The following is a 25,196-nucleotide window of genomic DNA, read 5'->3' as shown; positions in this document are numbered from 1 at the left end:
TAATAAGGGCTTTACACGACGTCATACCAGGGTGCAATTGTCTGCCGCTGCACCTCAAAGGCAGTTATCTCATCTTTAAATTGCAATGTACGTGCTACCGGGTCAAGCCCTTGTAATAGTATACTCTTGCGAAAAGGGTCAATGTCAAAAGAATAGGTATGCCCGTTAGGGGCAAGCACACTCTGAGCCTCCAGGTCTACGAATAGAGCATAGCCTGGTGTAGCCTCAATCTCTTCAAAGAGCGTCTGAATACTCTTTTCTGGCAGGCGTATCGGGAGTACGCCCACGTTAAAACAGTTATTATAAAAAATATCGGCGAAGCTCGCTGCAATAACTGTCCTGAAACCATATTCATACAGAGCCCATGGTGCATGCTCACGCGAGGAACCACAACCAAAATTTGTGCGAGCTAGCAGGATCGTTGCTTCACCATAGCGGGGCATGTTCAGCTCAAAATTGGGATCAGGCTCTCTGGAACCACTGCGATAGCGCCAGTAGGAGAAGAGCCCTTCCGCATAGCCTGTCCTGCTAACAGATTTTAGATAGGATGCTGGAATGATTGCGTCGGTGTCAACGTTATCCCGGTTCAATGGCATAACGATCCCATGATGTTGTGTGAATGCCTGCATACCTGTGCTTCCCTTTCTTATTGCCAATTGCGGATATCGACAAAGTGACCAGCAATAGCGGCGGCGGCGGCCATTGCCGGACTGACAAGATGCGTGCGACCACCTGTTCCCTGACGTCCTTCGAAGTTGCGATTCGAGGTACTCGCACAGCGCTCGCCTTCGGTCAGTCGATCCCCATTCATACCCACACACATACTACAGCCCGGCTCACGCCACTCAAAGCCTGCATCCTCAAAGATCTGGGCCAGGCCCTCTTCTTCAGCCTGCTGTTTAACCAGACCACTTCCAGGGACTACAATGGCTCGTAATCCTGCCGCTACTCGCTTACCTCTAACAATAGAGGCTGCTATTCGTAGATCCTCGATGCGGCTATTCGTACAACTACCAATGAAGACACGGTCCAGGTGGATCTCCTGTATGGGCGTGCCTGGCTCCAGACCCATATAGGTTAGAGCTCGGCGGGCCGTTGCCTCATCACCGAAGTTCTCTGGTTCTGGCACGCGGCCTGTGACTGGTGCAACCATCATCGGTGACGTTCCCCACGTTACTTGAGGCGATAGCTCATCCGCATGCAAAACCACAACATGATCATAGCTGGCCCCTTCATCGGAAGCCAGTTCAGACCAGCTCGCGACCGCACGCTCCCACATCTCTCCTCTGGGCGCAAAAGGACGTCCTTGCAGGTAGGCAAAGGTTGTCTCATCTGGAGCAATCATTCCAGCTCTCGCTCCGGCCTCAATCGCCATATTGCACACAGTCAAACGACTTTCCATCGAAAGTGAGCGGATCACAGGACCAGTAAACTCGATGCAATGTCCCGTGCCGCCTGCCGCACCGATCTGACCCATAATAAATAGAGCAAGGTCCTTTGCAGTACAACCAGATGGCAGCTCCCCCTCAATGCGCACCTCCATTGTCTTCGGTTTAACCTGCCAGAGGCACTGGCTCGCCAGCACATGCTCGACCTCGCTCGTCCCAATGCCAAAAGCAAGCAGACCAAAGGCTCCTAACGTCGAGGTATGGCTATCACCACAGACAATGATCGTTCCTGGCAAGGTCAGGCCCTGCTCAGGTGCAACCACATGGACGATACCATTGCGCGGATCATCTACAGAGAAGAACTGGATACCAGCGGCACGCGAGTTCCGATCCATGACGCCTACCTGTACCTCCGCCTGCTTATCGGGAATGGGGATCAGGCTGCGGCGACCATAGGCGCGGATCGGGGTCGTTGGAATGCTATGGTCAACCATGCCAAAGGTTAGTTCTGGTCGATGAACCTTGCGTCCAGCCTCACGCAGGGCTGCAAACGGTTGGGGAGAGGTGACCTCATGGATCAGATGACGATCAATATAGAGCAGAGCTCCCTGCCCCTCTATCTTGCGTACAACATGCGCATTCCAGATCTTCTCAAACATTGTCTGTGGAAACGTTACTTGCTTCATTCATATCATCCTTTGTTGTTTAATATCGAGAGTCTTTAATGCAGACCATAGAGCAGCAGGCCCGCACCTGCCGCCAGAAGGATCAACCAGAGTGCGCCAAGACGTTTACTTACACACAATCCACAGGCGATCAGGCAGATCGGTATGCTCCAGGGATCTTGCAGTGTACTTGCCAGGATGGCCCAGGCCGAGCTGAGCAGCAATCCAACTGAGACCAGGGCCAGGCTTCGTAGCAGGGCCTCAACCCAGGGCTGATCTTGCAGCCGATAGTAGAATGCCTGAAGCGGCAGAATGAGAAAGGGTGGCGTAGTCACAGCCAGCAGTGCCAGCGCTGCGCCCGGTATGCTGTACGTCAAATAGCCCAGGCTCACAGCCCATAACCCATTGGGCCCGGGGCTAGTCTGCCCAATCGCCACGGCTTTCCCAAAGTCGCTGGTCTGTGCCCAATGCAAAGGTGGCAGGTCACGTTGCAAACTTGCCAGATTACTCATTCCGCCAAAGGAGAAGGCCGATGCCTTTAAGAATAGGAGAAAGTAAAAGAACAGCTTCATGCCTCACCCCGCGTTCCCAGTCCCTCCAGACGCCTCTGCCAAGGATAGAAGATACCCAGGCTGATGACGATAGCGCCCAGCACAACATTGATGATCTCCACATGCCAGTATGTTACTGCTAAGACGCTTCCAGATATGATGACCATACATTCGGCTAACCGTAGAACCTGTTGTCCACTCTTCCACGCCTGCTTAAGTGAAGGGAGCGCAAATTGCAGAGAGATAGTCAACATCAGTCCGGCTGTCGCAGGGAGCAGGCCGCGCAACATAGCCTGGACAGGTGAGAGCATCTGGATCAATTCAAAGCCTGCACTGAACAGACAGGTCACGATTGAGCTTGGCAATAATAATCCTGCAAGTGAGATCAGAATACCGGACCATCCACGTAACTTCCGTCCAATAAGAATGGTCATGGCGACCAGAATAATACCAGGCGAGAGCTGGCACAGGCTCCAATAGAGACTATACTCCTCTTCGGTAAGCCACTTATAACGCTCAATAAACTCGCGCCTGATCAGAAGAATCGTCGCAGACCCACCCCCGAACGATTGTAGTCCGATCCGAGACCAGACAAGAAAGAGGCTCCACACGTTTGGGCGAGCGGAGGGAACGAGAGAAGTGTCAACATCTGATAACGAAGAATAAATAGCTTTCGTCATCCTTGCCCCCTAACGGCGATAGAATAATAACACAGGCAATTCTGTCTGCATAAGCAGTATACTTGCCATAAGTTGATATGTCTAATACTTATTTTGCAAAATATTGATCACATTTTGGCATCACTTCGTGAATATGAGACTGACAGAATTGATCGCAGAGTATGCATGTGCCATTGTGAAGTTGCAATCAAGAGGGGCAACAAAAAAAGCCCCCGGCCCGCCTGAAAAGCGAACCGAGGGTTATTGGTAGCGGCAGCAGGAATCGAACCTGCGACACAGGGCTTATGAGTCCCTTGCTCTACCGACTGAGCTATACCGCCATCTGCACTGAGCGATCCGACCTCTCCTCAGGGGAAGGTCCTCTCACTCACGGGACACATAATACCATAGACAGCCAATCTTTGCAATACCTTTCAGGGATTTTTCTGCCCCCTTATCAAATTTTACTCAAGGACTGCTCCGCCGAAGTGAAGCCCGCTGGTAACTCCATGAGCGAACGAAGCAAAGGTTCACCAGATTTTAGGGGCCATGGACCTGACCGATACCACCGATTGGTACAAAGAAATATGAGGCTAGAAAACCCTGCTTTATCCTCTAGCCTCAGAAGGTTGTGATGCATAACCTTGCTTTGTATTATACAGACGTTTCCATCTAAAATAAAGCTATTATTATTAAAATATCATAAATATCATCAAGTGATGATATCTTGATTACTTCCACTCACAATTATTCAGAAAGCTGTTCTGCCTTGACATGGCTATAAAAATATTTGTACAGTGGACCAGAGTCACTTAAGCAGAAGGAGATGTTATGCCAGAACATGTACGCCGCCATATCTCTTCAGGATCACCTTACGAACCGATTCTGGGGGTTACCAGGGCAGTCCGTGTGGGACCGCTCGTTGTCGTTGGAGGAACTGCACCGATTGGCGTCGATGGTCAGATTGTTGGAATCGGCAATGCAGCAGCCCAGGCAGAGCGCTGTCTGGAGATTATTCGCAATTCGCTTGCAGAGTTGGGAGCATCGCTTGATACAGTGGTACGGACACGTATCCTCTTAACTAATATTGAAGATTGGGGGCCCGTCGGATTGATTCATGGCAAGTTCTTTGGCGAGGTTCTGCCAGTGACAACAGTGATGCAAGTCTCGCGCTTTGCTGACCCCGAATGGTTAATTGAGATTGAGGCCGATGCCTATCTCACAGAAGAAGGATAGACTGCTCAAGATCTTTTTAGCTAATATGAGGGGTTTGAAGCGCCTGTAAAGGTCTTTTGAGGAGATCAAAAAGTCCCTCCCACACTTAAGTAGGAGGGACTGTATCTGGTAGCGGGAACAGGATTCGAACCTGCGACCTCCGGGTTATGAGCCCGACGAGCTAACCACTGCTCTATCCCGCGTCAAGGGGTGCTAAAGGCAAGGTATCAATGAAGACACCTGGTAGCGGGAACAGGATTCGAACCTGCGACCTCCGGGTTATGAGCCCGACGAGCTAACCACTGCTCTATCCCGCGTCAAGAATTGCTAGAAGCAAAGGTATCAGTAAAGATACCTGGTAGCGGGGGAAGGATTCGAACCTCCGGCCTTTGGGTTATGAGCCCAACGAGCTAACCACTGCTCCACCCCGCGTCAACGTTTCCTAGAATACAACAATATTTATCTTTTGTCAAGACGTTTATGATCAGAAATCATATGACCCTTTAAACTCCCCCAGGCCCTCTCATGGCTCATTGACAAAGATGGGTGTCTTCTTGTATGCTCTCACCAGGATACTGTTTATTCAAATTCTGGCTTGTCCAGTGAAGGAGGTGCAGTCTTATGGGCAAAAGAACTTCTTCATCCACTGTGCCTGCATGCACCTTGTCTGCCTTGTTTGAGGGTCAAGGGCGAACGCTTTCTAGCCAGGTCCGCGCTCTTTATAAACCGATCCACTGGCCAGACCTGCATTGATTCGCGAACCCATCACCCTCCCCTCACGGTAGACAGCTCACATTCTGATTGTTCATACCGTGTTTTTTTATTCTCTGTGGAGGGAAAACGCTTGATTAATGACCCGGCCCAGCCTGCCATCCTGACAGGGATGGTCCTCAATGGCGCACATGGCATCTATGATGTGCATACCGATGATGGCATTCTACGCTGTACTTTACGCGGAAAACTGAAAAAAGCCTTTGCTCAGGCTAAATCTTCTAAATCGATCCCTGCTAAGGGTCGCTCAACTCCACCTCGGATGATCGGCTCGACAGCTCAACGGGCAGAAAAGATCGAGAAGCGTGATAGCAGTGAGAATCCACTTCCAACTCGCCTCTCCGTTGGTGATTACGTCAAGATTCGCCGCTTAGATGATGCAACAGGCCTCATTGAGGAGATCCTACCACGCCAGAGTGAGCTCTCGCGACAGGATGCTGGCTCTAATGCCAGGAAGGTTATCAAACAGACACTGCTCGCCAATCTGGACCAGGTGGTAATGGTCTTTGCTACAGCTCAACCCGATCCTCACTTTGGCCTCCTGGACCGCTATCTGGCCATCTGCGAATCAGCTCAATTGTCTACGCTAATCTGTATTAACAAGGCAGATCTCCCCCATGACGAACGCGTAGAAGATGAGGCCGCTATCTACAGTAACATTGGCTATCGGATCATCTGGACCAGTACGCAGTTGAACCAGGGTATTGATGAGCTACGCGAGTCTTTAAAAAATCATACCACTCTCTTCACTGGTCCTTCGGGCGTGGGGAAGTCTTCGCTGGTCAATGCTATTGAGCCTGGCATGGCTATTCAGACTGGTCTGGTGAGCGATAGTACTGGCAAAGGTCGCCATACGACACGTGGCTCACAGCTCTACCCTCTCTCTGGCGGTGGTTGGTTAGCCGATTCAGCCGGTATTCGCGCTCTGGCCGCCTGGGATATTGCTCCTGAAGAGCTTGCAGCCTGCTTTGTCGAGTTTCGCCCACATCTGGGAAAATGCTTCTATTCCGACTGCGCCCATCTCGATGAAGAGGGCTGTGCAATCATTAAAGCCGTTGATGAGCAGTTGATCGATCCACGCCGGCATCGCAGTTATGTTCGCATCTATGAGGGAGAGGAACGCTAACACGATCATCATTCATGATGGCTGGTGCGTACTTAAGAACGCAATTAGAGGTCAGAGCCGTTGAGAGGCATCAGGGGGTCATAAAGGGGCAATTAGGTGGAAATGGCTCCGTGGAGGTCACAGGAGGAACAGGGTGGAATGGGTCACAACGGCCATCATGAATGATGGGCTCTCCTCGGTTTTGCGATAAAATCGCTCGTAAAAAGGGCAATTTATTGCATGAGGGGGGAGGGCCCATCATTCATGATGGCCGCGGACCTTTTCGGAGTGATTCGCCACGCCCTTCATAATGGCATGCGCATAAAGAGCGAGACCATAACCGTTGAGATCCCTTACGGTGATCATAAAGGTGATCAGAAGGGGCAACTTAGGCGGAGCGGGTCACCACGGCCATCATGAACGATGGGCCCTACGTGTTTTTGCGATAAATCGCTCGTAAAAAAGGGCAATTTATTGCATGAGGGGGGAGGGCCCATCATTCATGATGGCCGCGGACCTTTTCGGAGTGATTCGCCAAGCCCTTCATAATGGCATGCGCATAAAGAGCGAGACCATAACCGTTGAGATCCCTTACGGTGATCAGAAGGGGCAAATTAGGTGGAATGGGCCACAACGGCCATCATGAATGATGGGCCCTCCCCGGTTTTGCGATAAATCGCTTTTGGGATGCAATAAGTGGTAGTTCGTAAGAAGGCAGGGCCAGATATAGAGGGGTTAATGTGAAAGGCTCTCCGATAATCCTTGCACTACTGTGGTGTCATGCTCCTCAAAGACTGTTCTGGGATCAAGCAAGAGTGTGTCGCGCAGGATGCGAGCAATGATGGGCGTAGCTCTCCGGCGCAGTCGGGCAGAGATCTCATTTAATGAGACCGGTAAGTTCGCAGCGTCCAGGGCCAGGAGGCTGGTTGGCAGAGTCTCACCAGGGAGCGATCCGCCGCCAATCGTTGATTCGCCCTGTTGCACGCGAGCGGTTATTCCTTCAGCGCGCAAGCGCTCCATCCATTGGCTGGCCCGAACAGCAATCTGTTCGGGCTGAGCTGCAATCATACGCCAGATGGGAATATGCGTCTCGACCTGTCCTCTTTGATAATGCCGCAAGGTCATCTCCAGCGCAGCCAGCGTCATCTTATCGATACGCACAGCCCGCATCAAGGGATGTTTAGCCAGCCGCGCAATCACATCAGCCTTTCCCACGAGAATACCAGCCTGCGGACCCCCCAGGAGCTTATCGCCAGAGAAACAGACCAGATCAGCCCCCTGTGCCAGACTCTCCTGAGGAGTTGGCTCGTGCATCAGACCATACTTCTCACAATCCAGCAGACACCCACTTCCAAGATCATCCATTACCAGCAGACCCCGCTTATGTGCAAGTTCAGAGAGCGCATAAATAGATGTTGACTCAGTAAAGCCACTGATCAGAAAATTGCTGGGGTGAACTGATAAGAAGAGAGCCGTTCGTTCGGTAAACGCCTGCTCATAATCGGAGATGCGTGTGCGATTCGTCGTTCCTACCTCAACAAGCTGGCAACCACTCTGGCGCATCACATCAGGAACGCGGAAGCCTCCGCCAATCTCAACCAGTTGCCCGCGTGAGATAACCACCTCACGTCCAGAAGCCAGAGCGCTCAGGCCCAATAGCACAGCAGCTGCATTATTATTCGTTACCAGCGCAGCCTCAGCACCCGTCAGCTCACGCAGTAGAGCCTGCACATGGACATGACGGGACCCGCGCTCGCCAGCCTCCAGCTCATACTCCAGATTGCTATAGCCTGATGCAACCTGCTGGATAGCATGAAGAGCATCCGAGCTCAAGGGAGCTCGACCAAGATTGGTATTAATGATGACACCAGTCGCATTAATCAGTGGGCGAAGATGGGAAAGCTGCTCACGCTCAAGAGAAAGCTGAGCATCTGTCAACAGCTCATCGATAGAGGGACAGATCGCTCCGGCTTGAATCTCTTCACGAGCCTGCTCTAGAGTTGTGCGTAAAGCACGTACCGTCAAAGCATGAGAGAAGCGAGCAGAGAGTTGTTGAGCGCTAGAGGATTGCAGGAGTTGAGTCATTGAAGGAAGTAAGCGAAGCTGAGAGAGATCACCTGGCATAAAATGGCCTCACTAATGGAGAGAATAGAACATCGTAATTGCCAGACTATTAGCAACCTTCCCTATAATCGATCGCAGATCAGCATCATTCAAGCGGCAGATGGCATATTGATCGGCCAGGAGACTGCGCAAGATAGGATACATCAACTCTGTCTTCACCAGACTATCCGTATCAAGTAACGGATAATCCCGTTTGAGCAAAAGATGGTGATAGGGACGAAGTTTGCCACGATATGACGTGAGAGCCACCACATTCACTGCCCCCGCATGGCGACAGAAAGGCTCCCCCGAAACAACAAGTGCCGGATGCCAATCGAGGATGCGCTTCTCTTCGATACCTGGAGGAAGAGAGGGATACCCGAAATTCACCCAATACACCATGCCAAACTGCACAGGTGTTTGATAAGTGAGAGCATCCGGTGCAAGTTCAGGTGGATGAGGCATGGTTTTTTTACAGATCTACTAGTAGCGTACTACGGACGCGCATACGCAACGGACGTCAAAGCAGGCACTTCGCTGGTCTCAACCTGAGATTGGAAGCAGGCAGTTGTCAGAGACCAGGCTTGTGCAACGAGACTGAGACGCTCTTCACGTTCGTCCTGGCTCTCTTCTTGAAGGGCAACCGCAATGAGTTCCATTTCACGCTGGTAATGCTCGTTCAGCAAGGAAGAACGGCTGAAGTCACAATTCGTCGCCATAAAAGCTACCTCTTAATTCCTAAAATCCAGACTGTAAACTTCCACATGGGTAGCGGAAAAAAACCCGCATGAGGATTATGAATTTCTCCAACGATGGAGATTATACCAGCAATTTAAGCAGGACGCAATGCTTTTGATAACCATTTTTATCTCTAGAGCGAGCCAATCCTGCTATTGAGAGGCGATTGAGAGCAAAATTGAGAGCAAAATTTGGATTTTGCAGAGTCGAAAAAATCTCGTTTAAAAACGCTTGACAATTATTTGGGGTTAACATATAATAACCACGTCGATCGGTCAGAACAAACTGGCATGCATCAACAACGTGGGCAGTTACCAAAGTGGCCAAATGGGACTGACTGTAAATCAGTTGCGAGAGCTTCGGAGGTTCGAATCCTCCACTGCCCACCCACCACACAGTAGTGTGGGTTAAAGATTGCCCGTGTGGCGCAGGGGTAGCGCACATTCTTGGTAAGAATGAGGTCATGGGTTCAAATCCCATCACGGGCTCCCGTGGTTTCTTGGATGAGATCAGGGTCTGAGTACCTTCACTTGAGACCTTCCCCCATCGGCAAGGAATTCCGCGAAGAGTATAAGAATCTTTTTGCTGCCGTCTTCTGAATGATCGTCACCTCCCCATACATTTTAATGCATGAGGTAGGTTTTTTCTTTGTTGAGACGATCAGACACAGGGGGCGGCTGCTGCATGTCTATACCCATTGCTATCTGATCGTAAGCAGGATTGCAGAAGGAGCCACAGTAGGAAATGGCTAAGAAAAAGTTCGAGCGGACAAAGCCACACGTGAACGTAGGAACGATTGGCCACATTGACCATGGTAAGACGACCCTGACTGCTGCTATCACGAAGGTGCTGGCTGCAGCCAAGCTTGCCAATTACACTGCATTTGACCAGATCGACAAAGCTCCCGAAGAGCGCGAGCGCGGTATCACTATCGCTATCGCTCACCTCGAGTATGAGACCGAGAAGCGTCACTATGCACACGTCGACTGCCCAGGCCACGCTGACTATATTAAGAACATGATCACCGGCGCAGCCCAGATGGACGGCGCGATCCTGGTCGTGAGCGCCCCTGATGGCCCTATGCCTCAGACCCGCGAGCACGTTCTGCTTGCCGAGCAGGTAGAAGTCCCAGCGATGGTGGTCTTCTTGAATAAAGTTGATATGATGGAAGACGAAGAGCTGCTGGAACTGGTCGAGCTGGAAGTCCGTGAGCTGCTCTCCAAGTATCGCTTCCCTGGCGATGACGTTCCCGTCATCCGTGGCTCCGCTCTGGGTGCTCTGGAAAGCAAAGGCGATCTCTCCCGCAACGATCCTGGTGCCAAGTGCATCTGGGAGTTGATGGATGCCGTCGATAGCTACATTCCTGATCCCCCACGTGCCACCGATCAGCCTTTCTTGATGCCCGTTGAAGACGTCTTCGGTATCAAAGGTCGCGGTACCGTGGCCACCGGACGTATCGAGCGCGGTATTGTGAAGGTTGGCGAGAACATCGAGATCATCGGCATGCGCGAGGATGTCCGCACCGTCGTCGTCACCGGCGTTGAAATGTTCCAGAAGACCCTGGATCAGGGTATGGCTGGCGACAACGTTGGCTGTCTGCTGCGTGGTGTTGAGCGTACGGATATCGAGCGTGGTCAGGTCCTGGCAAAGCCGGGCTCGATCAAACCCCACAAAAACTTCAAAGCCCAGGTGTATGTCCTCTCGAAAGAAGAGGGCGGCCGCCACACCCCATTCTTCAACGGCTATCGCCCTCAGTTCTACGTTCGTACCACGGACGTGACTGGTTCGATCAAGCTGCCTGAAGGGGTTGAGATGGTTATGCCTGGCGATAACATCGAGATGACAGTCGAGTTGATCCAGCCGGTTGCGATGGAAGAGGGCGTAAAGTTCGCCATTCGCGAAGGTGGACGTACCGTTGGCGCTGGCATCTGCACACAGGTCATTAACTAAGGTTTAGACATGTTCGTGGGCGCAAGCAATTGCATTGCGCCCACTGTGTTATCAGCGGTGTCCATTCCTAAAATCATAACCTGAATAAGCAGCAAGCCAAACGCCAAACATGTAAACGGAGAAAATTATGGCTAGCAAAAGCAAAGAGAATCGCATTGTGGTGACATTGGCTTGCACAACCTGCAAAAGCCGCAATTACACCACCTCCAAGAACAAGAAAAACAATCCCGAGCGCCTCGAGTTGAGAAAGTATTGCAACACCTGTCAGGTACCTGCGCCTCATCGTGAGACCAAGTAAGAAGTAGCATAGCGTATCCGCTAGTGCGTTGAGCTAGGGTCCGATCGCTGCTGATCAGAAAGGTTTAACGTGGCAAAGAATATGACCGAGAAGAAAAAAGTTACAGGTCGAAGTCAGGTTACCGAGCTTCCTTCCGGTGAAGCACAGGTTATGAAAAGCGTCAAGGCTTCGGCAAAAGAGGATAGTCGCGTGTCTACAAATCAAGACAAGAAGGCTACCGTCCGTCGCGATGGAAAGAAAACCCAGTCGTCCATTCTTGCTCCTCTGCGCAATAACAAATTCGGTCGCTTTCTAATTGACGCTTATTATGAGCTCCGTCATAAGGTGACTTGGCCGACCTTCTTACAAGCCAGAAACATGACGGTGGCAGTCGTTGCTATCTCCGTTGTAATTGGCGGGATATTGGCCCTGCTGGACCTTGGGCTGTTTCGTCTCTTCCTTCTTATTACTGGCGGTAAGTAGCTTCGTCATCGGGATAGCAAGAAGGGATTTGCTGTGGTTACAGAACGTACCAGCGAAAAAGAACAGCCAGAAGAGAAGCGTGCCTGGTATGCCATCCATACATATTCAGGCTATGAGAATAAGGTGAGAAGCCATCTCGAAGCTCGCATCGCTTCCATGGATATGCGAAACAAAATCTTCCGGGTGATCGTGCCCATGGAAGAAGAAGTCGAGATTAAACAGGGACAGCGGCGCACAGTTCAACGCAAAGTCTTCCCCGGTTATGTGCTGGTGGAGATGATTATGAGTGATGAAGCCTGGTATGTCGTACGTAACACACCTGGGGTGACCAGCTTTGTGGGCTCGGGAACAAAACCCGTTCCCCTCCAAGAACATGAAGTGCACACCATCCTTAAACAGGTGACTCAGGAGACTGAGAAGCCAAAGGCGAAGGTCAATTTCTCTAAAGGCCAGAGTGTTCGTGTGATCGATGGCCCGTTCACCGAATTTATTGGCACGGTTAACGATATTAATATGGATCGTAATAAAGTGACTGTGCTTGTCTCATTTTTCGGTCGCGAGACCCCGGTGGTCCTGGATTTCCTCCAGGTGGAGAAGATCTAAGGTATCACCTTTCCAGTTGAGGAGTTAAGTTATGGCAAAGCGTATTAAAGCAGTTGTAAAGCTGCAAATTTCTGCCGGTAAAGCCACGCCAGCACCCCCAATCGGTACTGCGCTTGGACCCCACGGCATCAACCTGATGATGTTCTGTAAGGAATATAACGCTCGTACCGCCGAACAGGTTGGTATGGTTATCCCTGCCGAGATCACCATTTTTGAAGACCGTTCTTTCACGTTCGTTACCAAAACTCCACCCGTTCCCGATCTGCTGAAAGCCGCTATCGGTGGGCAGAAGGGCTCTGCTACCCCGAATAAGAACAAGGTGGGCTCGATCTCTCAGGCAAAATTACGTGAGATCGCTGAGCTGAAGTTTAAAGACCTCAATGCTATCGATATCGAAGGCGCTGAGCGCACAATCGCCGGTACCGCTCGTAGCATGGGTATTACTATCGAATAGGGCTTGCCCGAAAGTCACTGCGGTTATTGCCACAAGGAGGGCAACAAAGACCATGGCAACTAAAATTCACGGTAAAAAATATCTGGAGGCCGCTAAGCTGGTCGATCCAGAGAAGTTGTATGAGCCTGCTGAGGCCATCTCACTCCTCAAAAAAATGAGCTTTACGAAGTTCGATTCGACGATCGAGATCCACATGAAGCTTGGTGTCGATCCACGCCATGCTGACCAGATGGTCCGCGGTGTCGCTATGCTGCCCGCTGGTACCGGTAAAGAGGTCAAAGTGTTGGTCTTCGCTCAGGGCGAAAAGGCTGCTGAGGCCGAGGCGGCTGGTGCCGATTTCGTTGGCCTCGATGATATCATTAAGCAGATTGAAGCCGATTGGCTCGGTTTTGATGTCGCTATCGCGACTCCCGATGTCATGGGTAAAGTTGGTCGCCTCGGTAAAAAATTGGGACCCCGAGGCCTGATGCCTAGCCCAAAAGCCGGTACGATTACGATGGATCTGGCCAAAACGATCCGCGATGTCAAGGCTGGCCGCGTTGAGTTTAAAGTCGATAAGACTGCTCTTCTCCATATCCCTGCTGGCAAGATGTCGTTCAGTGAGGATGCATTGCTGGCGAATATCACTTCGGTGGTGGACTCTGTCCTGCGCGCTCGCCCCAGCGGCGCTAAAGGAACGTATGTTAAGAGTGTGGTGCTCTCTTCCACCATGTCTCCCAGCATTCGCCTGGATGTCACTAGCGCTATGGCCCTGAAGCCGTAACCTGTCATTACCACAGACAATCATTATGAGGCGAGTATGTTGCGTAATATGCAACATGCTCGCCTCATGTTATTCTGTTCTCTATTCCGCTCTGGTCACCCCTCCATAGCTCAATGGGAAACGGAACATGGGACAGGATGCTATGGAGGGGCTCACACAGCGGAGCTTCACAATTAGGCAGGAGACAAGCGACCTGCCCTACTTGTCTTATCATTTCTTGCTCTATTTTAAACATAAATCAATGTCAAGTAGGGAAAGCCGCTTGTCTCTTTCCTCTGGTCCCACTCCGCTCTGTGAGCCCCTCCATGGCTTAATAGGGAAATGATGTTATGGTGGGGCTGGCATTGTCGAGCTTCACAATCTGGAAGGAGACAAGCTACCTTCCCTACTGCTTTTGCTATCTTCCACATAAAAACACACATCATACAATGTAAAGTAGGGAAAGTCGCTTGCCTCTTTCCTCTGCTCTCACTCCGCTCTGTGAGCCCCTCCATAGCTCACTGGAAAATGGAAAAGGATGACGTTGCAAAACAAGAAGCGTACTTTTCCCCGGCTCTCCCTCTTTACAAGAGCGGACAGATCTGCTATACTCCCTGAGGTTGTCCACTAAACGTGGCGACTTTTTACAATGCTATTTCATTGCTGTGTGGACCCCGGTCTACATGTCCAATTGAATATATCTCACACCATCGACCGAAGACAGCAAGTATGCCGCAAGGCATCTAAGCGAGAGGCTGTTTGCCAGATCGGCTTGCCGAGGGGATGACTATTCTAGCAGGTTATGCTGTGCCTCTGTGCTTGCGTTTCCCTGTCCTCATGGAATAGACCTCTCTCTCGCCTTCGGATGATCTGAAGGCTTTTTTTTATGAGCCGCGATTCTTCGGGGAAGGAGGAAGAGCAAACCTATGCCAACACAAGCAAAGTCAGAAAAGATCGAGGAGTTGACAGAGAAGCTCGGTCGCGCCCAGATCGCAATTCTGGTGCAGACACAGGGCATGACTGTTAAAGATATGAGCGAGTTACGCGCCAAAATGCGTGCCTCAAAGATCGAACTCCAGGTCGCAAAAAACACTCTCCTACGCATCGCCTCAGAGCGCAATAATATGAATGAACTGGATACCAAAATTCTCCAGGGTCAGACGACTGTTGCGTTCGGCTATGATGATGAGGTGGCCGCTGCTAAGGCGGTCGTGGACTTTGTCAGCGGTTCCAAAATCGCTGTCTTGAAGTCCGGCATCCTGGGTGGTCGCGCCTTAACCGCCGATCAACTCGAGAAAATTGGCAAGCTCCCTGGCGGAAAAAACAATGCACGCGCTCAAGTCGTGGGCACCGTTCAGGGTCCTCTGGCCAGCACTTACGGTCTCTTGACCGCTCCCTTACGTGATCTTTGTTACATTTTCCAGGCCCGTGCAGAACAACTGAACGGCGGCACATCTGCCGAATAATATTAGGAGGATACGACCATGGCTTTAGATACCATCATTGCTGAGATTGAAAAGTTGAACGTTCTTGAGCTCGTTGAGCTCACCAAGACCTTGCAGGAGAAATGGGGCGTAAGCGCTGCTCCCGTCTCTGCTGCTGCTGCTCCTGCTGCCGCTGCTGCTGAGGCTGCTCCTGCTGCTCCAGTTGAAGAGCAGACTGAGTTCGACGCCATCCTGACCGAGGTCGGTGCGAACAAGATCAACGTCATCAAAGTCGTCCGCGAGCTGACCGGCCTGGGCCTGAAAGAGGCAAAGGCTGTTGTTGACGAGGCCCCTAAGGCTGTTAAAGAGGGTGTCTCGAAGGAAGAGGCCGACAAGATCGCTGCTAAACTGGCCGAGGTTGGTGCGAAAGTTACCGTTAAGTAACAATCCCCCCTCTGGATTAAAGAGAAGGGTACCCCTCGGGGTGCCCTCTTCTCCATCTGGTTCGCCTTCTCACTGGTCGGATCCAGGGCCACTCTTCTGGAGACAGAAGTTCCATTGCGCCCCTGAGCTATCCATGTTATAATGCGAACGAGTAATACTTCCTTGCGTTTAGAGAACATTTCCTCTCTGCCATACGGCTTTTGATTCAGCGGCAGAAGTGGTGCTGGTCTACGGACAGCAGAGATTAGAATGTTAAAGGGCCTCAATCGCCACTTCTAAATGCTCCAAAGGATCTTTTTCATTTCCCACCTTAGTACACTGGAGGTGATTTAAAAGCGTGGCATTGACTGTTGAAGCAAAAACTGAAGTAATTACGAATGCTCAGATCCACGAAACAGATACTGGCTCCCCTGAGGTCCAGGTCTCGATCTTGACCACTCGTATCAATCAGCTAACAGAGCACCTGAAGATTCATAAGCATGACCTCCACTCACGTCGGGGCCTGATGATGTTAGTCGGGCAACGCCGACGTCTGCTTGCATATCTGAGTAAAAAAAGCCCAGATCGCTATCGCGCCCTCGTTGCCAAGCTTGGCCTGCGGGCAAAGCTGGGACCTCGCGCATAGTCCAGGGGTTGCTGTGGATGCGGTCGGCGCGGCATGGCGCACGCGCTGTATACGTTCGTTATGCCCGACCGCTGCTCCATCTTTCTCCACTTACCCAAGCAAATGCATTTGTTAAAGCGTGACGCGACGAAAAGAAACGACGTAGACGAAGAAATAAACAGACCCCCATTCGCCAGAAACAAGGTAAGCCATCAACACACAGCCAGGGTTCCGCAGTAAAGAGCAATACGGTTGTACAATACGTATGTTAGAGAGTACATTTGTAAGAGTGGTTGCACCCAATGTGTTTGCGAACGTACGCTGAGCAGTTCATGACTCCTCAAGCATGGGTAGATAGAGATCAGGCAGACAGAACAAATTACGAATAGGGTGCCAATTATCGGAGGAAATATGATTCACCGTCAAGAAGCTGTTATCGGCGGCCGGGTTATGAGCATAGAGACCGGTCGGGTAGCAGAACAAAGTAGTGGCGCAGTGTTGGTGCGCTACGGAGAAACCGTTTTACTAGCAACTGTGGTTGGTAGCGATGAGCCTCGTGAAGGCATTGACTTTTTCCCTCTTACTGTTGATGTAGAAGAACGCATGTACGCCGCTGGCAAGATTCCTGGTGGGTTTATCAAACGCGAAGGTCGCGCTACTGAACACGCAATCCTCTCTTGTCGCCTCGCCGATCGTCCGCTTCGTCCCCTCTTCCCCAAGGGTTACCGCAACGATGTCCAGATTGTGATTACGGTCCTCTCGGTTGATCAGGAAAATGATTATGATATTCTGGGTATCGTCGGAGCTTCCGCCGCCCTCAGTGTATCTGATATTCCTTTTCAGGGTCCGGTTGGGGCGGTTCGCGTTGGATATATCGATGATCAGTTTGTGATCAATCCTCTTGAGTCACAAATGGAGCAGAGCCGTCTGGATCTCGCTATCGCTGGCACCGCTGATGCCGTGATGATGGTTGAGGCAGGCGCAAAGGAGCTACCTGAGGAGCTGATGCTGGAGGCGGTTCGCGTCGGGCATGAGGCTTTGCAGGATATTATTAAACTACAAGAGAAGCTGGCCCACGCTAATGGCCGCGCTAAACGCCCTTTCTCTCCACCTCCTGCCGATGAGGAGCTCCAGAATAAGGTCAATGAGTTCGTTCTCCCTCGCTTTGAGGCTGCGGTCAATAGCACCGATAAGGCCTCTCGCTCTGCTGCTCTCAGTCTGGTACAGGATGACCTGATTACTGAGCTGGGTGCTCAATATCCTGAGCGCTTAAAAGAGATCATTACGTTCTATGAGAAGGCTCTCAAGGCGTATGTTCGCAATAATATTCTGGATCACGGTAATCGCCCGGATGGTCGCGATCTAAAGACGATTCGCCCGATCAATTGTGAGGTTGGTCTCCTACCTCGTACACATGGCTCGGCGATCTTTACCCGTGGTCAAACGCAGGTTCTCAGCGTTGTGACGCTGGGCTCGCCTGGCGATGAGCAGATTCTCGATGGGCTGGGTGTAGGCGAGAAGAAGCGCTTTATGCACCACTATAATTTCCCCCCTTATTCCACTGGTGAGAGCAAACCTCTGCGCGGACCTGGCCGCCGCGAGATCGGTCATGGCGCACTCGCTGAACGCGCAATCGCTGCTGTGATCCCTTCGCAGTCCGATTTCCCCTATACGATTCGAGCCGTTTCGGATATTCTTTCTTCCAATGGTTCGACTTCGATGGGCTCGGTCTGTGGCACAACGCTGGCCCTGATGGATGCTGGTGTACCAATTCATGCGCCGGTCGCTGGTGTGGCAATGGGCTTAATCACTGGCGAAGGTGAGCGCGCTGGCAAATGGGCCGTTCTTAGCGATATCCAGGGGATCGAAGATGCCCTGGGCGATATGGACTTCAAGGTTGCTGGTACTGCCGATGGCGTGACTGCCCTCCAGATGGATATTAAAGTGAAGGGTATCACGTACGAGATTATGAGCAAGGCCCTCGAACAGGCTCGTGAGGGTCGCATGTTTATCATGGAGAAGATGCTCGATACCATCGATGCTCCCCGTGAAGAGCTCTCGGCCTTTGCTCCTCGCATTCAGACACTGAAGATTAATCCAGATAAGATTGGTGCTGTCATCGGACCGGGCGGTAAGACTATCCGCAAGATCCAGGAAGAGAGCGGTGCCAAGCTGGATATCGAGGATGATGGCTCAGTGAATATCTCAGCGGTCTCTGGCGAATCTATGCAGCGTGCCTTCGATGCAGTTCGCGCTCTTACCGAAGAGGTTGAGGTTGGGCACATCTATACGGGTACCGTCCGCCGTATTGTAGACTTTGGCTGCTTTGTTGAGATTCTTCCTGGTAAGGAGGGGCTGGTCCGGACATCACAGCTGGCCGATTACCAGGTGATGCGTCCAGAGGATGTGGTCTCGATTGGCGATGAGATTACTGTAATGGTGATCGAGGTCGATGGTCAGGGCCGTGTCAATCTGTCACGCCGCGCTGCTCTCAGCGGTGAGATGCCCTCTCAGGCTGAGATGGATCAGGACCGTGGACCCAGTCGCGGTGGCCCCAATCGTGGCGGCCCCAATCGCGGCGGCCCCGGTGGCTATGGCATGAATCGCGACCGCGATAATGGTGGACAACGCTCAGGAGGCCCTGGCTATGGTGGTGATCGCGGCGGCTATAACGCAGGCGGCGGACGCGACCGTGGCGGCTATGGCGATCGCGACCGCAACAGTGGCTATGGCGACCGCAATAATAGTAGTGGTGGTGGCTTCGGCCAGCGCCGCCCTATGGGCCCTCCCAATCGTCAGGGACAGGGTGGCCCGGGTCCCCGTCGTGAAGGGGGCTTTGGTCAGCGTCCACCCGAGCGCCGCTGGTAGCTCACACTGACCTTTCTGCCTTGATCAGCAATGAAAGAGGCCAGGATGGTTACAACATAGACCTTTTTGATCGGGCGACCCCTAGTGGTCGCCTGATCTGGCTTAAACCGCAGAGGCATTCCCTCAACAAGGCATGTTCTTCTAAAAGAGAAGCAATTTGTCATTTGCAATTTGTCACTCGCAATTTGTCATTCGCAATTTGCAATTTGTACTTTGTCGCAAAGGGGTAAAGATGCTATGTCGTCGGAGGAGATTCTGCAAGAAGTTGCAGTAGAGGTCTCGACTTGCGCAAAATGTAAGCTCTGTAATGGACGCACACGCGCAGTCCCAGGTGAAGGTAATCCTCAAGCTCGCATTCTGTTTATTGGCGAAGGTCCCGGCTTCCATGAAGACAAACAAGGCCGACCATTCGTTGGTCCCGCTGGCCAGTTCCTCGATGAGCTATTGGCAAGCATTAATCTACAGCGCAAAGATGTCTTTATCACGAATGTTGTCAAATGCCGCCCCCCTAACAACCGCGATCCTGAGCCCGAGGAGATTCAGGCCTGTAGCGAATACCTTGATCGCCAGATCGCCGCTATGCAGCCACGTGTCATTGTGACGCTGGGTCGCTTCTCTATGGCTAAGTTCTTTGGCAATGAGAAGATTAGCTCTATTCATGGTCGCGCACGCAAAAAAGGGAGCCTCATCTGCATTGCGATGTATCATCCAGCCGCCGGTCTTCATCAAGCCAGCCTGAAAGATGTCATTCGTAATGATTTTAAGAAGATCCCTTTAATTATCGCTGAAGCCGAACGCATGGAGGCTGAAGCCCCGAAAAAAGCTCCTTCCCCCTCCAAAAAATTGGAAGAGCCACCGCAGCAGCTCTCCCTCTTTTAATAAGGTCTTTAATAGGTCATGATAGATGTGATGTGATGTGACCTTCGCATCCCTTGGAGCTGTGGAATAACATGGCTCATTGGGATGCGGAAGTATGCTCTCCACAACTATGACCAGGGCAGTAACGGTTGTGTCATTCCCCTGACACGCTTCAACCCAAAAATGGTACTACACACATTCATCATCGATGGTGATGATTCCTAACGTAACCGACATCCAACCAGCCATAAAAAAGGAGCGCCAGTTATCACGTTCAGCCTCGGTAAGATCTTCTGGCTGAAAACGGTCGATCACTAATGTCAGCTGTTTATCATCAAAAAAGACTGGTTTACGGCGCTCATGGTCCTTTAAGAAGGTAAAATGTGCCCGTATTCCAAGTAGATACCCCTCTTCAATAATGCGCTCGTAGATCATACACTCATTATGCCCAACCAGCAATACTTTTCCAAACGGAAGATCGGTTGTAGGTGAAATCACAAGATCACCAATACGCTCAAAGCTCGCTGGTAACTCAATAGCTCTGGACTCAGGATATTGTGGCATAGACGATTACACCTGCTCTCTTTTTTCTCTTACCCTCAGAAAGCTCTCAGCCCTCCTAATTTCAAACTCATGTCCTCAAGTATAGCAGGCAAGGTTGCTAAGAATGAATAACAAAGCTTATCATCTAGGTATCACTTTACAGCTTGCGCTTTGTTTCCCACATGAACTATAAAAGCCATTTAAACTCATTCCAATAACCTTCCGCTAGAGCTTAAAACTAAAATAGTTAAATATCAAATCTCTAGAGTAAATCTTCTAAGCTATGTCTTGACACACAAATATTCATAGATAGACACTAACATGCTTAAAAGTTTAGTTAAAATATAAATGTCTGAAGTTTGAAAAGAAAGAAATACACTCTGTGCTTGACCAGGGGCCTTTTTCAATGGTATGCTAATCAGGTGTAATTCTTTTTCGTCATTATTGCTATCCCTTTAGAGGATTGTTCTTTTGAAGCTTCTCTTACCCTCAAAGAGACCGCAACAACCCCCGGATGTGGGTGAAAAAAGCGCGTGAAAAAAAAATCTGCCCGAATTAGACAGCCTAACCGCCATCTTATCGCTGCTCGGACCGCCCTCAATTGGACTCAACGCGATGTTGCCGATGGTCTGGATGTGCCAACTCTTACGGTTGGACGCTGGGAACGCGGCGAGGCTCAGCCCCATTTCTTTCATCGAGTCCAACTCTGCAATCTCTTCGGGAAGACTGAAGAGGAACTGGGCTTTTTTCTTGAGCCAACTGCTGATGCTTCAATCACTCAGAAGCCTGCTATTGATATCTCCTTGCCACCAGTATGTGATAGCACCATCCCAGAAGTTCCTTCTTTCCCCCTGGTGGGACGCTCACAACTTCTGGCTCAGATAAAAGAACGGTTTTTTGCCGAACCAGGAAATACAATGGTGGCGCTCAATGGCCTTCCAGGCGTAGGCAAGACAGCTCTGGCAATCGCTCTGGCCCATGATAAAGAGATGAAGGAACATTATCACGATGGGATCTTATGGGCCGGTATCGGCATCAAGCCACAGCTTTTGAGCCACCTTAACCGCTGGGGGGCTCTCCTCGGGTTAACCGCAAAACAGATGCAATCACTCCAGGATTGGGAGGACTGGGCCAAAGCTCTGCGGACTGCGATTGGTTCACGGGCGCTCTTGATTGTTCTGGATGATGTCTGGCAGCTTGAAGAGGTATTAGCATTGAAAATTGGAGGGCCACAATGTGCCTATCTGGTGACCACACGCTTTCCTTCAATTGCCGCTCATCTGACCGTAAAAGACTCAATCCAACTTCAGGAGCTCAGCCTGCAAGAATCACTCCAATTAGTAAACTTTCTGGCACCTCAAATTTTGCCTGCCACTTCACCAGAAATTGAACGGTTAGTCCAGTCTGTCAGCGGCCTCCCCCTTGCCCTGGTCTTGATCAGCAATTATATGCGCAAACAGGTCTATGCTGGCTCAGCTCGCCGTCGCAATACCGCTCTTGAACGCTTAAGTAATGTGACGGAGCGGATGCAGTTGCTGGAATTATATAGTCCAAGTCAGGCTCATCCTAGCCTGCCGGGCTCACATGCCTATTCTTTACAATCCATTATCGCTGTCTCAGATCAATTTTTAACACCATCTGCTCGCAATACGCTCTACTCACTGGCGGTCTTCCCGGCTAAACCACAAACATTTTCAGAACGAGCCGCCCTACAGCTTACGAACTGCCGCGTTGAAGATCTCGATATTCTCATCGATGCTGGCCTTCTCGAGTGCGTATCTAATAATCGCTATAGCCTCCATCAGGTGATCGCCGATTATGCTCGCCTCAGGCTGGCCTCTCCCGATATCTATGAACGCTTTGTGCGGATGATGATCGCTTATGCCAAAGAACATCAAAACGCTGGTGCTCTCCTTGAAGCGGAGCAGAGCTCTCTGCTCGCGGCCCTGGATCAGGCTCAAATACTTGGACTCTGGTTGGAATTTCTCGATGGCGCAAAAGTTCTGATTCCTTTTTTGCTGGCTCGAGGTATGTACAGCAGCGCTCAGTCATATAATGAAACGGCTGCCCGGGCCGCTGAGCTGCTGGCTCTCCCTCTATGCAGTTGTGGCGTGCTTCTCTATAAAGGCCAGATTTATATCAAGCAAGGCGAGTATACGCTGGCACAAACGGCTCTTGAAGAGGCTCTGGCATGGATTCCACCCAACCCAGATGAGAAGTGGCTCCACTTACAATGCGATATTTTAAATGAACGCTGTAACCTTGAATTAAAGCTCGGACAGAATGAACAGGCCGAAATCCTGCTACAACAGACGCTGGCTCTGGTTCGCGCAAGTTCATACCAGACAGCACTCTGCATTACTCTCTCTAATCTTGGCACGCTCCATCATCGACGCGGTCGGCATGAGGAGGCCGTAGCTGTCTATCAGGAAGGACTTATGCTAGCCCGCCAGCTACAGGATGGTCAGATGATCGGGCTCTTCCTGAGAAGCCTGGGAACGCTCGAGGCCTATGATGGCAGCACTAACCAGGCCACCAAATATCTTCAGGAGGCGTTAGAGATCACACAGTTGACCGATGATTATGAAGAGATGATCAACGAGCTACGTATCCTTGGAGAGATCGCCTTGATACAGGGTCAGATTGAGCTGGCGGAATGTTATCAGTACAAAGCGCTGGGCCTGGCTGAAAAAATGCACCACTATGGTTACACAAGCGTTATTCATTGTTCTCTGGCAGAAATATTCATGGTGCGAGGCCACTATGCCCAGGCTGAACATCTGCTTCACGAAGGGCGGCTCATGGCTCTAACAGCTGGCTATCAACAGGAATTAGCGATGCTACTCATCGTCAGTGGACATCTCGCCGCCGTTTGCGGTCAATATCAACAAGCCGCTATTTATTTACAAGAAGGGCAGCATCTGGCCACGCAGATGCAAGATTCTTTTCTTATTACCTACGGCAAGCTCCAACAAGGGATCATTCAGATTGGTCTTGCTCAATTGCAACAAGCAGAAGAGACGCTACAAGAGACGCTGGTACTGGCACTGGAGCATAATTATCGCAGCTTTGCAGCGAATATCTATCTCTATCGCTCGCAAATTGCTCAACAACAGCAGGCATATCAGCAAGCTCTTGCATATCTTGAGCCTGGCCTCCAGAGCGCTTATAAAGCCGAAAGTACTATCGATCTCTGTTTTCTCTACTATCAATATACAATCGTCTATATTCAACAGCATGAGCTTATGCGGGCCGAAGTCTCGCTCCAGAAGATGTCCCACTATCTACCAGCTGGCGCACAGATTCTGCTTGCACGCTACTACTTTGCTCGTGCTCAGCTTGCAGCGGCACAGGGAGAGCGCGAGGAGGCTCTTCAATTGGGCAAACGAAGTATCCAGGAGCTAAAAAATAGCGGCGATATGCTGGCTCAAGAAATTGGAAACTGGTTTCTATCTTAATCCAACGACCAGTGCGATAATTTCAAAAAACAAAACAGATGAGATTAGTACTATTCATGCTAATTGTGAACTACTTCGCTTGTCTCTTCATAATCTCTACGGTATACTTGTTATTGATGAGGGTCTATACACAAAATGAGGGGTCTTTTATGCAGAAAACTATTAAAAAAATCTACTTGCTGGGACCACTTGCTCTATTATTCGCTCTAATTTTAGCTGTCAGTCCTGTGGCCAACCAGGTATCGCATGCATCGCCCGCTGTGGCTCATGATACCTGGACCGGTAAAACCACTGGCTGGGCCAATGTTCGTAGTGGAGCAAACACAAACAGCACAATACTTGGCACTGATGCACCTAATACATCTGTCACTGTCTATGGAACGGTCTCTGGACAGGTCGTCTGGGGCAATATCTCTGACTGGTATCAGATCTCAAATGGCGGCCAGACACAGTATATCTACGCTGGTCTGATCACCCGCGATAATGGTGGCAGCACCAATCAGCCTGTCTCAACGAGCAACAACAATGGCGGCACAGCCACAGTAACGAGCTGGGCCAATGTTCGTAGCGCTCCCAACACTGGTAGTTCGATCGTCTCTACCTTTGCACCTAACACATCGGTGACTATCTATGATACAGTCTCCGGTCAGGCGGTCTGGGGTGGTATCTCTACCTGGTACCGTGTATCGGCCTCTGGTAGTGCTCCACAGTATGTCTATGGCGGTCTGGTCTCAGTCTCTTCTGCTCCCAGCACCAATAGTGGCAACAATACCAATACGCCTGCTCCCAATGGCTCTGGAAAAGTGATTGATGTCAATCTTTCAGGCCAGTGGCTACGCGCCTATGAGAACGGTACAGAGGTCTACAATACCCCTGTTCTGACTGGCCGCCCCGAGCTGCCTACACCTACAGGTACGTTCCACGTCTTTGTAAAACTAAGCCCCACAACTTTCTATTCTCCATGGCCGGTTGGCTCGCCTTATTACTATGCACCAACGCCGATCAACTACGCTCTGGAGTTTGAAGAGGGTGGCTACTTCCTGCATGATGCAACCTGGCATAGTGTCTTTGGTCCTGGCTCGAATCTTCCTCACAACGATCCAGTCTTCGGCCCTCAGGATGGCTCACACGGTTGCGTGACGATGCCTCTTAGTGCTGCTCAATGGCTCTATGGTTGGGCACCAATCGGCACAACCGTCAATATTCACTACTAAGTCTGATGGTGAAGAGCATGCTCTTCACCCGGCACCAAAAAGGAGATCCCTTTCTCTTAGAACAGAAAGGATCTCCTTT

General features: G+C 50.9%; 23 protein-coding genes and 6 tRNA genes. 17 read left to right on the top strand and 12 right to left on the bottom strand.

What is annotated here, in order from left to right:
- Window positions 1–11: 11 nt before the first annotated feature.
- The 5 genes from leuD to EL628_RS03805 all read right to left on the bottom strand — a co-directional run bounded on the left by leuD (window position 12) and on the right by EL628_RS03805 (window position 3,604).
- Complete coding sequence (gene leuD, locus EL628_RS03825) at window positions 12–629, bottom strand: 3-isopropylmalate dehydratase small subunit (protein ID WP_126578463.1); 618 nt, start codon at window positions 627–629, stop codon at window positions 12–14.
- 17 nt (window positions 630–646) lie between these two features.
- Complete coding sequence (leuC, locus tag EL628_RS03820; protein WP_126578462.1) at window positions 647–2,074, bottom strand: 3-isopropylmalate dehydratase large subunit; 1,428 nt, start codon at window positions 2,072–2,074, stop codon at window positions 647–649.
- A gap of 35 nt (window positions 2,075–2,109) precedes the next feature.
- A complete protein-coding gene (locus EL628_RS03815) occupies window positions 2,110–2,625 on the bottom strand; it encodes a chromate transporter (RefSeq protein ID WP_126578461.1) in 516 nt (171 codons plus the stop codon).
- Entirely contained in the window at window positions 2,622–3,284 is a 663-nt protein-coding gene (locus EL628_RS03810) for a chromate transporter (RefSeq protein WP_126578460.1), read from the bottom strand. The genes EL628_RS03815 and EL628_RS03810 overlap by 4 nt, the downstream gene beginning before the upstream one ends.
- 244 nt (window positions 3,285–3,528) lie before the next feature.
- A tRNA-Met gene (locus EL628_RS03805) sits at window positions 3,529–3,604 on the bottom strand.
- Between the two features lie 490 nt (window positions 3,605–4,094).
- Between EL628_RS03805 and EL628_RS03800 the strand changes: the two genes are divergently transcribed.
- Entirely contained in the window at window positions 4,095–4,499 is a 405-nt protein-coding gene (locus EL628_RS03800) for a RidA family protein (protein ID WP_126578459.1), read from the top strand.
- A 106-nt stretch (window positions 4,500–4,605) separates the two neighbouring features.
- On the opposite strand, the gene EL628_RS03795 is transcribed toward EL628_RS03800, so the two are convergent.
- The 3 genes from EL628_RS03795 to EL628_RS03785 all read right to left on the bottom strand — a co-directional run bounded on the left by EL628_RS03795 (window position 4,606) and on the right by EL628_RS03785 (window position 4,910).
- A tRNA-Met gene (locus tag EL628_RS03795) sits at window positions 4,606–4,681 on the bottom strand.
- A 38-nt stretch (window positions 4,682–4,719) separates the two neighbouring features.
- Window positions 4,720–4,795, bottom strand: a tRNA-Met gene (locus tag EL628_RS03790).
- A 39-nt stretch (window positions 4,796–4,834) separates the two neighbouring features.
- A tRNA-Met gene (locus EL628_RS03785) sits at window positions 4,835–4,910 on the bottom strand.
- A gap of 412 nt (window positions 4,911–5,322) precedes the next feature.
- Here EL628_RS03785 and rsgA point away from each other — a divergent pair.
- Window positions 5,323–6,375 carry a ribosome small subunit-dependent GTPase A gene (rsgA, locus tag EL628_RS03780; RefSeq protein WP_126578458.1) on the top strand — a complete coding sequence of 351 codons (1,053 nt, stop codon included), beginning with the start codon at window positions 5,323–5,325 and terminating at the stop codon, window positions 6,373–6,375.
- Between the two features lie 714 nt (window positions 6,376–7,089).
- Here rsgA and selA read toward each other — a convergent pair.
- From selA to EL628_RS03765, 3 genes are read right to left on the bottom strand one after another with little or no spacing between them, the layout of a single operon-like run.
- Complete coding sequence (gene selA, locus EL628_RS03775; protein ID WP_126578457.1) at window positions 7,090–8,478, bottom strand: L-seryl-tRNA(Sec) selenium transferase; 1,389 nt, start codon at window positions 8,476–8,478, stop codon at window positions 7,090–7,092.
- Between the two features lie 12 nt (window positions 8,479–8,490).
- The gene (locus EL628_RS03770; RefSeq protein ID WP_126578456.1) at window positions 8,491–8,922 is read right to left on the bottom strand and encodes a type II toxin-antitoxin system PemK/MazF family toxin; all 432 of its coding nucleotides are present in this window, start codon (window positions 8,920–8,922) and stop codon (window positions 8,491–8,493) included.
- A gap of 29 nt (window positions 8,923–8,951) precedes the next feature.
- Window positions 8,952–9,176: a hypothetical protein gene (locus EL628_RS03765; RefSeq protein ID WP_126578455.1), complete on the bottom strand. Its 225-nt coding sequence runs from the start codon at window positions 9,174–9,176 to the stop codon at window positions 8,952–8,954.
- Window positions 9,177–9,500: 324 nt separating this feature from the next.
- On the opposite strand from EL628_RS03765, the gene EL628_RS03760 reads away from it, so the two are divergent.
- From EL628_RS03760 to EL628_RS03700, 13 genes are all read left to right on the top strand, one after another.
- Window positions 9,501–9,581, top strand: a tRNA-Tyr gene (locus EL628_RS03760).
- 30 nt (window positions 9,582–9,611) lie between these two features.
- Window positions 9,612–9,683, top strand: a tRNA-Thr gene (locus tag EL628_RS03755).
- Window positions 9,684–9,939: 256 nt separating this feature from the next.
- On the top strand, window positions 9,940–11,145 hold the full coding sequence (gene tuf, locus EL628_RS03750) for an elongation factor Tu (RefSeq protein ID WP_126577986.1): 1,206 nt from the start codon (window positions 9,940–9,942) through the stop codon (window positions 11,143–11,145).
- A 127-nt stretch (window positions 11,146–11,272) separates the two neighbouring features.
- Window positions 11,273–11,443: a 50S ribosomal protein L33 gene (gene rpmG, locus EL628_RS03745; RefSeq protein ID WP_126578454.1), complete on the top strand. Its 171-nt coding sequence runs from the start codon at window positions 11,273–11,275 to the stop codon at window positions 11,441–11,443.
- A 69-nt stretch (window positions 11,444–11,512) separates the two neighbouring features.
- Window positions 11,513–11,905 carry a preprotein translocase subunit SecE gene (secE, locus tag EL628_RS03740; RefSeq protein WP_126578453.1) on the top strand — a complete coding sequence of 131 codons (393 nt, stop codon included), beginning with the start codon at window positions 11,513–11,515 and terminating at the stop codon, window positions 11,903–11,905.
- A gap of 33 nt (window positions 11,906–11,938) precedes the next feature.
- Entirely contained in the window at window positions 11,939–12,508 is a 570-nt protein-coding gene (gene nusG / locus EL628_RS03735) for a transcription termination/antitermination protein NusG (RefSeq protein WP_126578452.1), read from the top strand.
- 31 nt (window positions 12,509–12,539) lie between these two features.
- Complete coding sequence (gene rplK / locus EL628_RS03730; protein WP_126578451.1) at window positions 12,540–12,962, top strand: 50S ribosomal protein L11; 423 nt, start codon at window positions 12,540–12,542, stop codon at window positions 12,960–12,962.
- A 52-nt stretch (window positions 12,963–13,014) separates the two neighbouring features.
- Window positions 13,015–13,725, top strand: coding sequence for a 50S ribosomal protein L1 (rplA, locus tag EL628_RS03725; protein ID WP_126578450.1), 711 nt, complete (start codon window positions 13,015–13,017; stop codon window positions 13,723–13,725).
- 905 nt (window positions 13,726–14,630) lie between these two features.
- Window positions 14,631–15,170 (top strand): 50S ribosomal protein L10, encoded by a 540-nt coding sequence (gene rplJ / locus EL628_RS03720; RefSeq protein ID WP_126578449.1) that lies wholly within the window; start codon window positions 14,631–14,633, stop codon window positions 15,168–15,170.
- Window positions 15,171–15,188: 18 nt separating this feature from the next.
- Window positions 15,189–15,572 (top strand): 50S ribosomal protein L7/L12, encoded by a 384-nt coding sequence (gene rplL / locus EL628_RS03715; protein ID WP_126578448.1) that lies wholly within the window; start codon window positions 15,189–15,191, stop codon window positions 15,570–15,572.
- A gap of 337 nt (window positions 15,573–15,909) precedes the next feature.
- Entirely contained in the window at window positions 15,910–16,197 is a 288-nt protein-coding gene (gene rpsO, locus EL628_RS03710) for a 30S ribosomal protein S15 (RefSeq protein ID WP_126578447.1), read from the top strand.
- Between the two features lie 390 nt (window positions 16,198–16,587).
- A complete protein-coding gene (locus tag EL628_RS03705; RefSeq protein WP_126578446.1) occupies window positions 16,588–19,044 on the top strand; it encodes a polyribonucleotide nucleotidyltransferase in 2,457 nt (818 codons plus the stop codon).
- A gap of 237 nt (window positions 19,045–19,281) precedes the next feature.
- The gene (locus EL628_RS03700; RefSeq protein WP_126578445.1) at window positions 19,282–19,923 is read left to right on the top strand and encodes a uracil-DNA glycosylase; all 642 of its coding nucleotides are present in this window, start codon (window positions 19,282–19,284) and stop codon (window positions 19,921–19,923) included.
- 168 nt (window positions 19,924–20,091) lie between these two features.
- On the opposite strand, the gene EL628_RS03695 is transcribed toward EL628_RS03700, so the two are convergent.
- On the bottom strand, window positions 20,092–20,466 hold the full coding sequence (locus EL628_RS03695; RefSeq protein WP_126578444.1) for a hypothetical protein: 375 nt from the start codon (window positions 20,464–20,466) through the stop codon (window positions 20,092–20,094).
- A 512-nt stretch (window positions 20,467–20,978) separates the two neighbouring features.
- On the opposite strand from EL628_RS03695, the gene EL628_RS03690 reads away from it, so the two are divergent.
- Window positions 20,979–23,903, top strand: a complete 2,925-nt coding sequence (locus EL628_RS03690; RefSeq protein WP_126578443.1) for a tetratricopeptide repeat protein — start codon at window positions 20,979–20,981, stop codon at window positions 23,901–23,903.
- A 149-nt stretch (window positions 23,904–24,052) separates the two neighbouring features.
- The gene (locus EL628_RS03685) at window positions 24,053–25,117 is read left to right on the top strand and encodes a L,D-transpeptidase family protein (protein ID WP_161975257.1); all 1,065 of its coding nucleotides are present in this window, start codon (window positions 24,053–24,055) and stop codon (window positions 25,115–25,117) included.
- Window positions 25,118–25,196: the final 79 nt, after the last annotated feature.

This window comes from Tengunoibacter tsumagoiensis (assembly GCF_003967535.1).
Taxonomy (GTDB): domain Bacteria; phylum Chloroflexota; class Ktedonobacteria; order Ktedonobacterales; family Ktedonobacteraceae; genus Tengunoibacter; species Tengunoibacter tsumagoiensis.
This window is presented reverse-complemented; position numbering and strand designations above follow the sequence as displayed.